Here is a 13,290-nt window from a genome sequence, read left to right as displayed (position 1 = left end):
CGTGGAAGCGGTGGGAGAGCGGAGTTGCGGGGCGGAGGCTTGCCGACGTCGCCCCGCAACGTCCGGTGTCGGTCAGAACGGCGGCTCGTCGGCGAACCCGGACCCGCTCGCGGGCGGGGCACTGCCCCACGCGTCCGCGGCCGGGGTGGACCCGCCACCGTTGGTGCGGGTGACCTTGGTGACTTTCGCGGTGGCCCAGCGCACCGATGGCCCGCATTCGGTGACGTCCAGTTCCAGCACGGTGCGCTTCTGGCCCTCGTGTTCGAACTGCCGCTGCCGCAGCGTTCCGGTGATCAGCACCCGGTTGCCTTTGCCGACGGAGTTGACGAGGTTTTCGGCGGGCTGGCGCCACAGCGTGCAGCGCAGGAACGTGGCGTCGCCGTCGACCCACTGCCCGGACTGCTGGTCGTAGCGGCGGTCGTTGGCGGCGACGGTGAAGTTCGCGACGGCGATACCGGACTGGGTGAAGCGGAGTTCGGGATCGGCGGTGAGGGTTCCGGCGACGGTGACCTCGGGAAGACCGGCCATGGTCGTGTTCCTTTCGTTGGTGTGTTTGGGGTTCAGCCGTGGACGTGTGCGATCGGCAGGCGGCGCGGTGCGCGAGTCACAGCGGGAGCCAGCCGCACCGGGCGAGCCGTGGCGCCAGTCGGGTGATCTGCTCCCACTGCGCGCGCACCAGCGCTCGCGCGTCGTGCCGGAGTTCGGCGTCGGTGAGATGGCGGGCGAGCTTGTGGCGGCGCAGGCGCCGGAAGCTGCGCATGTCGGGCTCGCTGGTGTAGTCGTGGTGACGCATGCCGGACAGCTCGCACCAGCGCACTTCCGCCTCCCTGCCGGTGAGCAGGCCGACCAGGTAGGCGCGGGCCTGGTCGGTATCGCGGATGCGCTGCCTGCCGAGGTCGACGTAGCCCTCTGCCCGCTCGCCGGTGCCGAACACGCGGATCTCGTTGATGTGCAGCCCGGCCCGCTGCCACGCGATGAGGTGGCCCAGCTCGTGTACCGCGACGGCGAGCCGGTACGGATCAATCTCGGTCATCGGTGGCTCCCTGAACGCTCAGGCGGTGACGTGGTGCAGGCAACGCGCCTCGATGAGGCGGGCGGCGAGGTCGGTAATGCGGTCCCAGTGCGCGATGACGAGCCGTTCGGCCTTGCTCTGCACCGCGTGGAAGGCGGGGCGCTGGTCGCGCGGGATGCGGGCGAGGCACTCGTGGACCGTCTGGCGGTCGTAGGCGCCGCTGCTGTCCACGTCGTGCGGCCAGCGGGCGCGCGGGACGTTGTGGGATTCGAGCCAGAACCGTTCGGCGGGGACGCCGGCCAGCAGCGCGAGCGCGGCGGCGTGGTCGCCCTCGGGGGTCTCGTCGAACGTCATGTCGGTCCAGCCCCGCCAGCGGGTCGGGCTGGCCTGCCAGATCCGCACCTTCGGGGCGGTGCCGCCGCCGACGAGGGCGATCACGGCGTGCGCGGCCTCGTGGTGGGCCAGGGTCTCGATCTCGTACACGGCCTGCTGTGCGGCGGTGGTGGTCACGGTGATCCCCTGCGGTTCAGGCGGTGAACGAGGCGAGGGTGAGCAGCGCGAACCCGGTGGCCAGCAGGTGCACTGCCGCGCGGATGCGCCGGTACTTGGTCAGCAGGCTGGCCGACAGCGCCGCCAGCACTTCCAGGCGGCCATTGAGGGCGTCGGGTGCGGTGAGGTCGTCCAGCAGCGCCGCGGGCTGGCCGCGGAAGATGGCCCAGCGCGGGAAGCCGTGCGGGCTGTTGTGGACGATGCCGGGGCGGATCACCGACAGCAGCAGCACGATCGACACGGCGACCGGCAGGGCCGCGAGTCGCAGCAGGACGGTGGCGAAGGTGCTGGGGTGCGCGGCGATCAGCGCAAGCAGCGCGGCCAGCGCGACGCTGAACAAGCCGAGCATGCCGATCGCCTTGGTGTCGGTGCGGCGCAGCTCGTCGCGCACCTCCAGGTCTGCGGCCTTTACGGCCTCGGTGTTGTGCTGCTGAGTGGGGACTGCGACGAACTCACAGCGGGTCATGACGCCCTCCAGATGTCACTCTGCGTAGTCGATTTGGGGTGTGCGAGACCAGGCCGACGTGTCGTCAGCCTTCAATCAGAACGGTGTTATGAATGGGGTTTCGCGCGCGCACGCGCACCCGCGCGCATTGGGCGGGAGTGCGGGCGCCTGACGTCAGGTGACGTGCGCTGACGTCAGGCACCCGCTAGGTGTCACGCTGCGTGTCCGGTCGCGGGGCGGTACACGGTGGCCTTGCCGTCGGTGCCGACCTCCTGCAGCACCCCGTCGCGGGCCAGCGCGGCGAGCTCACCCGAGACCCATGAGCGGCTACGGCCGAAGGTGGTTTCGGGGTCGGGCAGGTCCCGGACGGTGATCTCCTGGCGGCCGTCGGCGACGAGCTTCTCGACGATGCGGCGCAGGCGATCCCGTGCCACGCGGCGCGGCGGGCGCCCGGTCGGCAGATCCAGCGGGATGTCCTCGGGCAGCTCGGTGTCCATGTCGCCGTCCAGATCGGACTCCGGGTCAGCGGGCAGTTCGAGCGGGGTGGACGCCTCCTCGTCGGTGATGTCGGGCATGGACTCCAGGCTGTGCAGCGGGGCGAAGTTCTCGCGGATGCCCGCGGGCGCCGTCGTGGTTCCCGCAGGGCGGGTGGGCAGTCCGAGCAGTTCGGCGGTACGCGGCCACAACGCGGCGCGCACGTCGCGGCAATCGTTGATAGCGGCGGACATGTCGGCGTCGGTGGTGGCGAACGTGCGGGCGGGCATGACCATCCGGTCCTCCTCGATACCGGGCGCCTCCAGGTAGAACGAGCCCGCCCGGCGGTTCTTCCACCGCTCCGGCGCCGCGCCCGCTTCCACGATCTCGTCGGACAGGCAGAACGCGGCGTCGCTGGCGTCGTTGACGCCGAAGCACCAGCCCGCACCGAGCTGCGAGCGGATGTCGGTGCTCATGCGGCGGAAGCTGGACTTCTGCTGCGACAACACCACCGAGATACCGGCGGACCTGGCCTCTTCGGCGATCGTGGTCAGCGTCGCGGCGTCTTCGAGCACCCGCGAAGCCTCCTCGATCCACAGCACGATGAACGGCATGTCGTGCTCGGAGTAGGCCTGCGGCACCCACTGGTCAAAGCCCCACTTGCCCAGCTGCGAGGCCTGCTCGGTGATGGCCGCGGGCACGCGGGTGATGAACTGCGCGCACTCCTTGTGTCCGGTCACGGTGTGCACGTTGTCCCCGAGGAACCCGACGGTCTGCTCGCCCTTGGACGGGTCGAGCACGATCAGCACCACGTCGCGGCGCGTGGCGATCTCGGTCCACGCGATCTTGGCGCCGTGCGACTTACCCGAGCCGTTCATGCCATTGACCTGCACGTGGGTGAGCTGACGGGCGGTCTTCTTGTCACCGGGCAGCCACAGCTGAACCGGTTCGTTGTCCTCGTACAGGCCCGGAACCAGCGGTTCCACAATGGACCCACCCGGCGCCGACGGACCAGGCCACGGCTGAGGGTGGCGCAGCACGTCGTTGGGAACGATCGTCATCGTGGCCTGCGACAGGTCGTCTGGGTCGCCGCTGATGCGGACCGCACCCTTGTGCAGCCGCAGCGCGCCGGCCAGCTTGTTCGACGCCCCCTGCACGTCCTCCACCGACACCTCACCAGCAGGAAGAGCCAGAGCCGCGGTGACCTTGTTCGGGGCCACCTCGATCGCCTTCGTCTTCACCCCAGCGAGCTTGACCTTTTCGAACAGCCCGCTCGTGGCGTCACCCTCGCCACCGCGCAGAGCACGGCGGATGTTCCACGAGATCGCCAGCCCGGCGCCGCCGTAGAGCCACAGCCCGAACAGCGGGTTCGTCCACGGCGCGGTGATCGCGCAGGCCACCATCCAGCCCGTGCCGATCAGCACCGTCAGCGCCGCATGGGTCTGCGTGATCGGTGAGCGGGTGCCGCCCGCCTTCCACGCCACACCAGCCAGAACAGCGCCCATCACGGCCAGACCCGGTGTGAGCCAAGGAAGTTGTGCCGAGTCGGCCATCATCCAGTGCGTGAGCGCCCCCACGGGCCACGCGAGCAGCATCAGCATCCACTGCCCCAGGTACGGGGCCACCTTGCTGCCCACGTAGTTGCGCGGGACGTAGTAACCCTGCTCGGAGTTGCTGGCCGCGAGGTCGCCGCCTGCCATCCGCCTGCTTCCCACTGATCTCTCCCTTCCGTGCGGTTTCCTCGCGGTACCAACGGTTACGCGACGTCCTACTTGTCGAACTGGAAGTTCCGGCCGCGGTTCTTCGCGGTCATGTCGATCTCCGCCACGTAGTGCTTGCGGAAGCTCAGGTACGTGCGCACCGCCGACGCGCAGATCACCTCGGCCGCCTCGGACGCGCGCTTGAGGTGCGCGGCGACGAGCTTGGCCCGCACCCGCGAGTCCAGCCCGAACACGTGCGGGTTGACCGACTTCACGTGCTTGAGCGCCGCTTCCAGCTCCTCCGCGCTCACGTGCAGCTCGCTCACCAGCGGCCGCATCAGCGTGCGCACGTTGTTGCAGTAGTCGTGGATGTGGGAGCTGGCGAAGAACTCCGGCTCCCCGAACGTCAGTTGGCTGTTGCCCATCTGCTGTACCCCTTCTCGGGACTGTGACCTGCCGAGTGCGATGGCCGGCCGGGCGCGGCACCCACCGCGGCGTGGATGCCGCACCCTGCCGGTCACGCAGCTCGGTCGCGTTCGGCCAGCACCGCGTCGTAAACGGCCTTGCGGCGCTTGCCACCGACCGTCAACCCGGCCGCGCGCAGGGCGTCGCACAGCGCGTCACGCGACAGCCGGTCGCCCAGCTCGGTCGCGGCCTGCCGCGCGGCGGGCATCAGGTCCGTGATGTCCACGCCGTCGATCACCACGGGCTCGGTATCGGTGGTCTCGGCCGCCACGCGGTCGCCGTGACCGGCCACCCGCAACCATCCGAGCCAACGCGACCTGCCGGGCCGCTCGTCGTCGCGGTCACCGAGGGCCTTGTCACTGGTCGGTCGCGGCCCGGTCGCCCGCTGCCGAAGGACGTCCGGACCGAACAGCAGAGCCGCTGCCCCGGTCACCTGCTCCGCCTCGCGGATGACCGCCTCGGCCACGCGGCGGCGTTCCTCGTCGGTCGCCTTGATCCGGGCGGCCACGACGCGACCGAACCGACGCCGCGCCCTCCACCCGAGCGCCTTGTCCGCGGCCTTGCGGGCGCGGTGCTCGGCCGCCTCGCGGTCGGCGACTGCCAATGCCTCGGTCGCGTCGGTCAGGCCGTGCCGCAGCGCGACCGACCACGCCCGCCACGTCCACATCGGGTACCGCAACCACCGCACCAGACCGAACCGCGGACGCCGTGCCGGAAGCCGACCGGCGGCCGCGAGCGCCTGACGGTGCGCACGACGTTCCCGCGTCTCCCACACCGCCACACCCACGATCGACAGCACACCCACCGTCGGGTCACCCGAGTGCGCCCAGTTCGACCCGGCCGCGTAGCCGACCACCAGCCACATCACCAGACGCTCCACCCACGCGGAGTCATCACGCTCCACCTGACGGCCGTCCACAGTGGCCACCACGACCGCCTGCCGGGCCACATGCGCCAACCGGCCGCACACGAACCCGATGCACTCGATACCCGTCGCCGCCGCAGCAGCCAGCAGCGCCGGCCACCCAAGCCGCTGACTGAACAGCTGGAACTGCCCCCACCACGCGCCCACCATCGCCAGCACGATCGGCACCACGATCACCCGATCCGCCAGCCACCCGGTCACACGCGCCGACCAGGCCGCACGCACCACCCGCCGCTGCTCGGCCAGCTCCCGGCGATCGGCCTTGCGTTCCTGCCGTTCCAGCCGCTTCCGGGCGCGCTCGGCCTGCCGATCCTCGTGCCGGGCCAGGCGTGCCGCACGCTCATCTTGAGCACGCTCGCGGGCCAGCTCGATCTCCGCGCGAGCCACCTCAAGCTCTCGCGTCGCCGCAGCGTCGGCACGCCGGATGTCCGCCTCGGTACTCGCCGCGATCCGCACCGCCTTGCGATCCACCAGCGTCATCACCGCTCACCCCGCCTCGAACGCGACTTCGTGACCGCCTTGAGCACCAGCACCATCGCCAGCACGAAGCCACCAAGCGCCGCGAAAGCCAATGGCAGCAACGACTCCGGCAACGCGAGGTAGCACAGAACGCCGATGACTGCGGCCCAGAACACGAGCTTGAGCAACGACCCGAACGCGGCCAGCGGCCACATCGCGAAGAACCGCATCACGCCACCGCCTCAGCCGCGAACGCAGCCAGCAGCACCGCGGGCTCGAACTCCGTCCGCGTGTCGTAGACATCGACACCGGTAGCCATGATCAGCTCGGCGATCTCACGCCCGTGCAGGTGATCCCACACACGGACCGGACCTCCGTCCACAGTGGCGTAAGCACTGATCTCCACGTAGTTGTCGTGGTCGATGACGCTCACGACCGTGTCCAGCGCCGCGGCCCACCTCGCCACCGACGTCACCGCCTGCTGCGCATTCCTGCCCCCAGGCAGCTGGAAGTCCACGCCCAACCCACCACGAGCGCTCCCGTAGCCAACGCTGACGTAGGCCACACGCGGCGCCACCGGGTGCTTCCGCAGCACTCGCGCAGCCAGCTCCGTCATCTCCATCAACTCGTTCATCACGCCACCGCCTTCCCGGTCCAGTCCGGCCGGCGCATCGCCCGGCGCTCGTCTTCGGTGGTGCAGCCCCACACGCCCTCCACGCCGTGACGCAGCGCGTACGACAAGCACGCCGTGGCGATCGGGCAGGACACGCACACCGACTTCGCCTCGCTGATCTGCGCCACCTGACCGGGCTCGGGGAAGAACAGCTCCGGGTCCTCGTCGGTGCAGGCGGGGTGGCCCCCGAAGTTCGCCCCCGGCAGCGTCACCAGCAGCTGGTACAGCCCGTCATGCCTGCTCAGCGAGTGCTCCACACGGGTCTTCTCGATCTCGCGGGCGGTCTTCACGCCACACCGCCCAGAACCACCGTGTTCTGCTCACGGCGGTCGTCCGCGAGACGGGCGCGTCGTTCAGCCCGGCGCAGCGTCACCTCGTCCACCCCGGGACCGATGACCTCACCGTTCTCGTGAGCCTGCAACGCCTCCTGAAGTGCGGCACTCAGCAGCTCCAGATCGCCCATGGCGGATGCATCGGCAACGCCACCAGCGATCTCATCGACCAGGTGAAGCCGGTCCTCGCTGTGGAAAGACGTGATCAAAATTCGGGACTTCATCGGGTGAACCTCCTAAAACTGACTTAAGTCAGTTGATGTGACTTGAGACAGTAGGGAAGAGGGCAACACGTGTCAACAGGTGGCTTAAGACACCGGTAGGCTGACGTCGTGGCCGAGGATGTTGAGACTGGTTCTGAGCAGCGCAATCGCGCCGAACTCGCTGATCTACTGCGCCATGAGATCGACTCCGGCAAGTACCCCGTTGGAACGAAGCTCCCCAGCTATCGCCAGCTGGCGGAGATGTACGGCGCCGCGCCCAACACCATCGGCGAGGCGGTGCGAATCCTGGCCACCGAAGGCCGCGTCAAGGTCAAACCAAACGCCGGCGCCGTGGTCTCGGACCACAACGCCAAAGCCACCTCCCCCGAACAGCACTTGCGGGACACCCGAGCAGGCCTGGTCGAACTGCGCACGCAACTGCGTGCGGTCCGCCGCGAGGTTGACGCCATCGACGAGCGTCTTGAGGACCTGCTCACCGACTTGCCCGCGGACTGAGTGCTTGCTCGGCTTCATGTGATCGAGCATCGAGCCCGCGACAACCCAATGTCCAAAGACCGTTTGTCCTATCGCACCAAAGGGAATGACTGACCGGCATACGTGCTGGTCAAGCAACCGAGCGAGACACGGGAGCGCCAAGAAAATGGCCGAAGAAGAGCAGTGGTTGTCCAGGCCGACGCAGGAGGCGAGCCTGAACACCGGCCTGCTTGCCGAGGTGCTGCGGGAGTACCGCCAGGCGAACGGCTTGAACCAGGCGGCGATGGCGAAGCTGCTGAACCTGGACCAGTCCTACGTTTCAAAGATCGAGACCGGCCAACGCCAGGTGCGCGACCTGGAGACATTGCTACGCATCGCCAACCGCCTGAACATCCCTCCGAGCCACGTCGGCGTCTCACAGGAACTGCTTCAGCCAGTCGCTCCCCCAGCAACCGACGCACTCGTTGATGCCGCTGACCCCGTGGAGGCCAGCCAAAGTGACTGGAGGCGCAACCGGCGCTTCCTGAACCGCCACCGCGGCGAGCTGGCGCAGCTCGCCAAACAGCTGTACAGCTCCGAGTTCCACATGGGCGACGCGCCGTTCATGGCGCGACCAGAGTGGATGCCTGAACGGCCGATCCGACTTGAGGACATCGAGCTTGACTGGTTGGAAGAGCCTGTCCCGATCGAGGTGACCGGAGCCGAGCCAGAGGCGTCGAGCGTGCTGCCATTGCGTGCGCCGGGCCACCGGTTCGAGCGGTACACCTCAGCAATTCGGTACCTGGATCGGCCGGCGCTCTTCGAGAACCGCGCGAGCTACCGCCTGCTCAGCGCGGATCTCCGTGGCGACTCCCCGCGGTTGGGTTTCGGGCTAGGTACCTACTTCGACAAGCTGGACGCTTCGGAGGCTGCCGCGCACGAGCTGGCCTCGGTAGTGCGATCCGGGCCAGCTGACGAAGTACCCGACTGGACGGCTCTGCCGCTACGCGGGCTGATCGGTGATCCGTTCGATCTGCGTCGGCGTGCGGTCATGCCCGCGATCGAGACGCTCACACTGCGCCGCCAGCGCGACACCGGCCGGGCGACGTTCCTGCTGCATTGGCGTGATCCCGCGAAGGTAGCCACCGCGGCCGGCATTTACGGACTCATCCCCGCAGGCGAGTTCCAGCCATCCAGCGTTGCTTCATGGGACATGAAGAACGACTTCAACCTGTGGCGCAACATGGTCCGCGAGTACTCCGAGGAGCTGCTGGGCGAGCCTGAGCGCGACGGCAGTCAGGGTGTGCCGATCCAGTACGACGACTGGGCGTTCTACAGGGCACTGGAGAAGGCACGAGCCGAGAACAGGCTGAACGCCTACTGCCTTGGTATGGGACTCGACACTCTCACGTTGACCGCCACTCTGCTAACGGTTGTGGTCATCGATGACGATGTCTTCGATGACATCTTCGGAAACACGGTGCAGATCAACGCAGAAGGGGCACTGGTGACGGCGATCGAGTCGACGTCCGTCTCAGAGGGCGTTCCGTTCTCTAACGAGACCGTCAAGAGGATGTTGACTTCTGAACCGATGGCGTCGCCTGGCGCTTGCATCCTCGCACGGTCCTGGGAGTTCCGCGACCATATTCTCAACAACATTAAATGACCGCATTGAAGTCCCTCGACGCACCTCCCGGCCCTCGTTGAGGGACCAAGTCAATCAGAGAGCACACAGGAGAGAGACAGCGTGACGGATATCAACGAAAGCTCGCTCGATGACTCCGACACCGAGGTTCTAGACCCGGAGGAAGATGAAAATGAAGTCGAGCTCAGCCCTCCATCAGCAGAAGAATCCCTTCGCTATTTTGGAGTCGACTTTGATGTCGAGGGACTTGTCCGCAGGTTCAATCGCGGCGAGTTGATTGTCCCCCGCTTCGATCCTGAAGAACCAAGAGTAGCGAGTACTGGCTACGTCGCCTTCCAGCGAAATTTCGTGTGGAAGAAAAAGCAGATGGACCGATTCATAGAATCAATCTTGCTCGGATATCCGGTTCCGGGCATCTTTCTCGTCGAACTGCAATCACGCGAGTACATCGTCTTGGACGGCCAGCAGAGACTGACAACCCTGCGTGATTTCTATCGCGGAAAATACCAGGCGCCCACTGAAGAGCGCGACTTCGCTCTGGACTACGCCTCTAGCAAACAGTCGTTTCACGGCTTGACCTACGACCAGCTTCAGCCTGCCGACCAACGGCTACTCAACAACGCGTTGATCCAAGCCACTGTCGTTCTACCCACAGGGGACAAAGGAAAGCTGGCGATATACGCCCTGTTCGAGCGAATTAACAGCGGCGGCACAAAGCTCAACGAGCAGCAAATCCGAGTGGCCATCTTCCCCGGCCGCCTGATGCAAACCATTCGAGAAATGAACGTTGACAAGAACTGGCGCACACTATTCGGCCCAGTACACCGAGATCTTAAGGACCAGGAGTTGATCCTTCGCTATCTATCACTGAAGAGCGTCGCCCTGCGACTCAGTTCCGACGATAAGGCTTTCAAGCCCCCACTCGCAACGTTCATGACGGACTTCCTTGACGCCAACCAAGGAATGACCGAGCAAGAAGCCGAACGAGAGAAAGAGGAATTCGCAAAGGCGTGCGCCTTGCTAGTTGAAGCCGCAGGCGAGAAGGCACTCCGACGAGAACGCAGCATCAACGCAGCGCGAACCGATGCAATCCTCTCAGGACTCACTTTGGCCATTCGGTCAAACACATCGATTGCACCTGGCGACGTGCAACGCGGCCTAACCAATCTGGAAAGTGACAAAGCATTTCGGGAGAACACCGAAAAGAGTACGTCCCACCGCGCGAGCGTAAACAAGCGCCTTCAGCTTGCCGTCAAGGCGTTTGAGCAGCCATGACGACGAGCAGCCGAGAACAGGCGCGGCGTGAGATACACCGCATGAAATCGGCGGTAGACTCAACCTACCAACGATACAGAGATTCGTACACCACCGTACCGATTAACGTGCAACAGGACTTGCACCTGTACCTATGCGTTCGCTTTTCCGGGTATCTTGAGCAGCTCCTACATATGGCAATATGTGCCTACGTGTCAGACACATCCGGGCCTGTCGCCAAGACATTCGCTCTATCGTGGTTCAAGAACGCGCCAAACCTGAATCCAGGTGCGTTCGAGAAACTAATTGGTCGACTGAGCGATGCGTGGACTGAAGAACTAAAGGAGTTTCTGGACAAGGATGCCAATCGCGATCTCCTTGGAACACTGCTGAAGATACGTAACGACACGGCGCATGGAAAAAGCTACGGTGGAGGTCTAGCGAACATCAAGTCCTATAAAGAACTGATCGACAATATCCATCAATGGGTGCATCAACGACTAATTGACTAGACGACCAGTCGATAACCATTCACGGGGTTACCGGACAGCGGAAACACCAATTGCGCCCGCGCCCCAGCGAGGCACGCTCAGCTCTGTTTGGTCTTTATCGGCTGCTGCGGCGCACAGCTGACACTGTTTGCGGCGTACCATTCGGCGTTCTTCTGGTCGAGAGAATTTAGGCTCTGCACCTGCGCTTGGAGATACGTGTTTATATCGTCTACAGCATCGTCAGGTTGCGCGTCGGCAATCTTCCGCGCGTCGAGCCAAATTGTCAGCCGCTGATCATTCCTCTTCACCACGTCAGCCCACTCCTTTTGCATCTCTTTCGGTGCCGCGATCTCCCGAAAAGCCTTCATCGAGCCTTCAAGGTACGGGAGAATAGTGTCAAGCTTACCCTTATCGAGCCTTGTTCCAGGTGCGAGCAACGTGTCAAATTCCCACATACGCTGAGCGCTGCACGCTACACCTACTCTTGCAATGAATTGCTGCTTTGCAATGTCACCTTGATTGAACGGGCCGTGTACAGCCACCACAGTACTCGTGATCCATGCTCCAACGGCAGCTACTGCGGTTACGGCGTTCGTCCAATTGACCTTATCTGACGCTTTGGGCATGGACGCAGCACTCTTCGAAGTCTTTTTGGCAGACAATTCCAGGTCCTCCCGTCTGAGTAGGGCAACGACTAATCGACCAACAAGCGTTGAGTGTTACTGGATGCCGTTACCAACAAGATCGTTCGGTGGCATGTGCAGTAGCACTGACCGGCGTCTATGACGTACAGGTCTCTTGCAGTCGCCTCGGCGATTTCGATCAGCGACTCAAACGCCAACTGGCCGCGACAGCGTCGAGTCTTGCCCCACCGCCAGGAGCAGTTCACTACAGGGAACAAGGTTGCCGTCTAAGAACGCGAGTACCCCCATCGCTGACCTCGTGTTCACCTGTCGGTATGACGTGCCCAAGGAAGCGGGCCATCGTGAAGCTGCTGGCAGAAGGTCTCGAGGTGACGCCGGTTTGGCGTAGCCGGTGCCGTTCACACCGAAGCGGTCGGCCTGGAGTCCCACACTGTCCAGGCTTCCCTTCGTGATCATGTCGGCCAATCCGGACCGCAGCCGAAGACTCTGCCGGCGCAGGCCGTCACGAGCCAAGCGCAGTCAGTGTCGCCAAACCACGGTAGTGAGGCATCAGCCAGATGGATGGCCACAGCAAGCGGCGATCAGGTAGATCCGATGACCGACTGCAACCAAACGACAGGTGACAAAACGAGATTCACCTGTGTGGCACCCCCCGTTCTGTCGGGATCGCCACATACAGTTAGACCCACGGCGGGACTACCTGCCTGAGGTAGCACCCCTCCGTGGGCCCTGTGTTCGCAACTACGGACCCTAGCTGTAGATGTGGCTGATCGCCCAGTGATCAGCCACATCGTTAACACAGTCTTAAGGTCGGGGCGGGTGTTCCTCGACGACGAACACTGGAGAACACCTTTGTCCCCGGTCAGAATCAGCGCGATCTCCTTCATGGAGTACGCCACCAGCGGCCAACGAGGTCGCATCAGCATCGTGTCCGACCAGAAGGCCGTCTACCTCGCAGACGACTTCCACGGTCGAGGCTTCTACGAGCCAGCCCGGGACGCCATGCGCAGCGCAGCTAACTCGCCGAACCCTGACTCCATCTTCGACCGAGCGATCGAGAACGCCTCGAAACGCGGTCAAGCCAAGGCGTTCACCGAGATCAAGACCGGCTACCTGGCCTGGCTGCGCAAGCTCAAGGCCACCGGCGTCCAGGTCAACGGGACCAGTTGGCGATCAGGAGACCTCGAACTGACGGTCAAGCCACACCTCGGGCTCCGTCTTCCAGATGGATCACTGTTCGCCGTATTGGTGTACCTGAAGGAGCTCCCGCTCACTCAGGAAGCGGCGAACGTGGGCCTCCGTATCCTCCAGCTCACGATGAACGAGACGCTCCCCGGAGCGACAGCGTTGGTGCTGGACGCTCGCCGCGGCAAGTCCTTCAAGATGTCGCAGCGAACGAACCTGTCGAAGCTCGATGCACTCATCGCAGCCGAGGCAGCGGGATACGTCGTCCACTGGCACGCGACGGCCTAGCGGGTACCTGAGGCGCAGGCTTCCGGTGGGGCATTCATTACTCTCCCAGCGCTTACGCCTCAGTCAGGACGG

General features: G+C 64.9%; 17 protein-coding genes. 5 read left to right on the top strand and 12 right to left on the bottom strand.

Going from position 1 to position 13,290, the window contains the following annotated elements:
• Nucleotides 1–72: 72 nt before the first annotated feature.
• From ssb to AOM45_RS50960, 11 genes are all read right to left on the bottom strand, one after another.
• Nucleotides 73–528 (bottom strand): single-stranded DNA-binding protein, encoded by a 456-nt coding sequence (gene ssb / locus AOM45_RS19295; RefSeq protein WP_030466285.1) that lies wholly within the window; start codon nucleotides 526–528, stop codon nucleotides 73–75.
• A 76-nt stretch (nucleotides 529–604) separates the two neighbouring features.
• On the bottom strand, nucleotides 605–1,033 hold the full coding sequence (locus AOM45_RS19290) for a hypothetical protein (protein WP_030466286.1): 429 nt from the start codon (nucleotides 1,031–1,033) through the stop codon (nucleotides 605–607).
• 18 nt (nucleotides 1,034–1,051) lie between these two features.
• On the bottom strand, nucleotides 1,052–1,522 hold the full coding sequence (locus AOM45_RS19285) for a hypothetical protein (RefSeq protein WP_030466287.1): 471 nt from the start codon (nucleotides 1,520–1,522) through the stop codon (nucleotides 1,052–1,054).
• A 16-nt stretch (nucleotides 1,523–1,538) separates the two neighbouring features.
• The gene (locus tag AOM45_RS19280; RefSeq protein ID WP_030466288.1) at nucleotides 1,539–2,027 is read right to left on the bottom strand and encodes a Pycsar system effector family protein; all 489 of its coding nucleotides are present in this window, start codon (nucleotides 2,025–2,027) and stop codon (nucleotides 1,539–1,541) included.
• 191 nt (nucleotides 2,028–2,218) lie between these two features.
• Nucleotides 2,219–4,195 carry a plasmid transfer protein TraB gene (gene traB, locus AOM45_RS19275; RefSeq protein ID WP_156093665.1) on the bottom strand — a complete coding sequence of 659 codons (1,977 nt, stop codon included), beginning with the start codon at nucleotides 4,193–4,195 and terminating at the stop codon, nucleotides 2,219–2,221.
• A 53-nt stretch (nucleotides 4,196–4,248) separates the two neighbouring features.
• On the bottom strand, nucleotides 4,249–4,689 hold the full coding sequence (locus AOM45_RS19270) for a TraA-like protein (RefSeq protein WP_500789578.1): 441 nt from the start codon (nucleotides 4,687–4,689) through the stop codon (nucleotides 4,249–4,251).
• 8 nt (nucleotides 4,690–4,697) lie between these two features.
• A complete protein-coding gene (locus AOM45_RS19265) occupies nucleotides 4,698–6,050 on the bottom strand; it encodes a DUF2637 domain-containing protein (RefSeq protein ID WP_030466291.1) in 1,353 nt (450 codons plus the stop codon).
• Nucleotides 6,050–6,259, bottom strand: a complete 210-nt coding sequence (locus tag AOM45_RS19260) for a hypothetical protein (RefSeq protein WP_059362596.1) — start codon at nucleotides 6,257–6,259, stop codon at nucleotides 6,050–6,052. The genes AOM45_RS19265 and AOM45_RS19260 overlap by 1 nt, the downstream gene beginning before the upstream one ends.
• The gene (locus AOM45_RS19255) at nucleotides 6,259–6,663 is read right to left on the bottom strand and encodes a hypothetical protein (protein WP_030466293.1); all 405 of its coding nucleotides are present in this window, start codon (nucleotides 6,661–6,663) and stop codon (nucleotides 6,259–6,261) included. The genes AOM45_RS19260 and AOM45_RS19255 overlap by 1 nt, the downstream gene beginning before the upstream one ends.
• Nucleotides 6,663–6,908, bottom strand: coding sequence for a WhiB family transcriptional regulator (locus AOM45_RS19250; RefSeq protein WP_030466294.1), 246 nt, complete (start codon nucleotides 6,906–6,908; stop codon nucleotides 6,663–6,665). The genes AOM45_RS19255 and AOM45_RS19250 overlap by 1 nt, the downstream gene beginning before the upstream one ends.
• Nucleotides 6,909–6,988: 80 nt before the next feature.
• Entirely contained in the window at nucleotides 6,989–7,258 is a 270-nt protein-coding gene (locus AOM45_RS50960) for a hypothetical protein (RefSeq protein ID WP_156093666.1), read from the bottom strand.
• Nucleotides 7,259–7,366: 108 nt separating this feature from the next.
• Here AOM45_RS50960 and AOM45_RS19245 point away from each other — a divergent pair, with 108 nt between their 5' ends.
• The 4 genes from AOM45_RS19245 to AOM45_RS51810 all read left to right on the top strand — a co-directional run bounded on the left by AOM45_RS19245 (nucleotide 7,367) and on the right by AOM45_RS51810 (nucleotide 11,122).
• Nucleotides 7,367–7,753, top strand: a complete 387-nt coding sequence (locus tag AOM45_RS19245) for a winged helix-turn-helix domain-containing protein (protein WP_081901926.1) — start codon at nucleotides 7,367–7,369, stop codon at nucleotides 7,751–7,753.
• Nucleotides 7,754–7,898: 145 nt separating this feature from the next.
• Nucleotides 7,899–9,377 carry a helix-turn-helix domain-containing protein gene (locus AOM45_RS19240; RefSeq protein WP_030466297.1) on the top strand — a complete coding sequence of 493 codons (1,479 nt, stop codon included), beginning with the start codon at nucleotides 7,899–7,901 and terminating at the stop codon, nucleotides 9,375–9,377.
• A gap of 81 nt (nucleotides 9,378–9,458) precedes the next feature.
• Complete coding sequence (locus AOM45_RS19235) at nucleotides 9,459–10,631, top strand: DUF262 domain-containing protein (RefSeq protein WP_030466298.1); 1,173 nt, start codon at nucleotides 9,459–9,461, stop codon at nucleotides 10,629–10,631.
• Nucleotides 10,628–11,122, top strand: a complete 495-nt coding sequence (locus tag AOM45_RS51810; RefSeq protein WP_162185617.1) for a HEPN domain-containing protein — start codon at nucleotides 10,628–10,630, stop codon at nucleotides 11,120–11,122. The genes AOM45_RS19235 and AOM45_RS51810 overlap by 4 nt, the downstream gene beginning before the upstream one ends.
• A 77-nt stretch (nucleotides 11,123–11,199) precedes the next feature.
• Here AOM45_RS51810 and AOM45_RS50950 read toward each other — a convergent pair whose 3' ends face one another.
• The gene (locus AOM45_RS50950; protein WP_156093668.1) at nucleotides 11,200–11,727 is read right to left on the bottom strand and encodes a hypothetical protein; all 528 of its coding nucleotides are present in this window, start codon (nucleotides 11,725–11,727) and stop codon (nucleotides 11,200–11,202) included.
• Between the two features lie 837 nt (nucleotides 11,728–12,564).
• Here AOM45_RS50950 and AOM45_RS19225 point away from each other — a divergent pair.
• Entirely contained in the window at nucleotides 12,565–13,218 is a 654-nt protein-coding gene (locus tag AOM45_RS19225; protein WP_236703750.1) for a hypothetical protein, read from the top strand.
• Nucleotides 13,219–13,290 lie beyond the last annotated feature (72 nt).

This window comes from Lentzea aerocolonigenes, assembly GCF_000974445.1.
Taxonomy (GTDB): domain Bacteria; phylum Actinomycetota; class Actinomycetes; order Mycobacteriales; family Pseudonocardiaceae; genus Lentzea; species Lentzea aerocolonigenes.
Note: the sequence above shows the minus strand (reverse complement) of the source record. Positions and strands in the feature narration are given on the sequence as shown.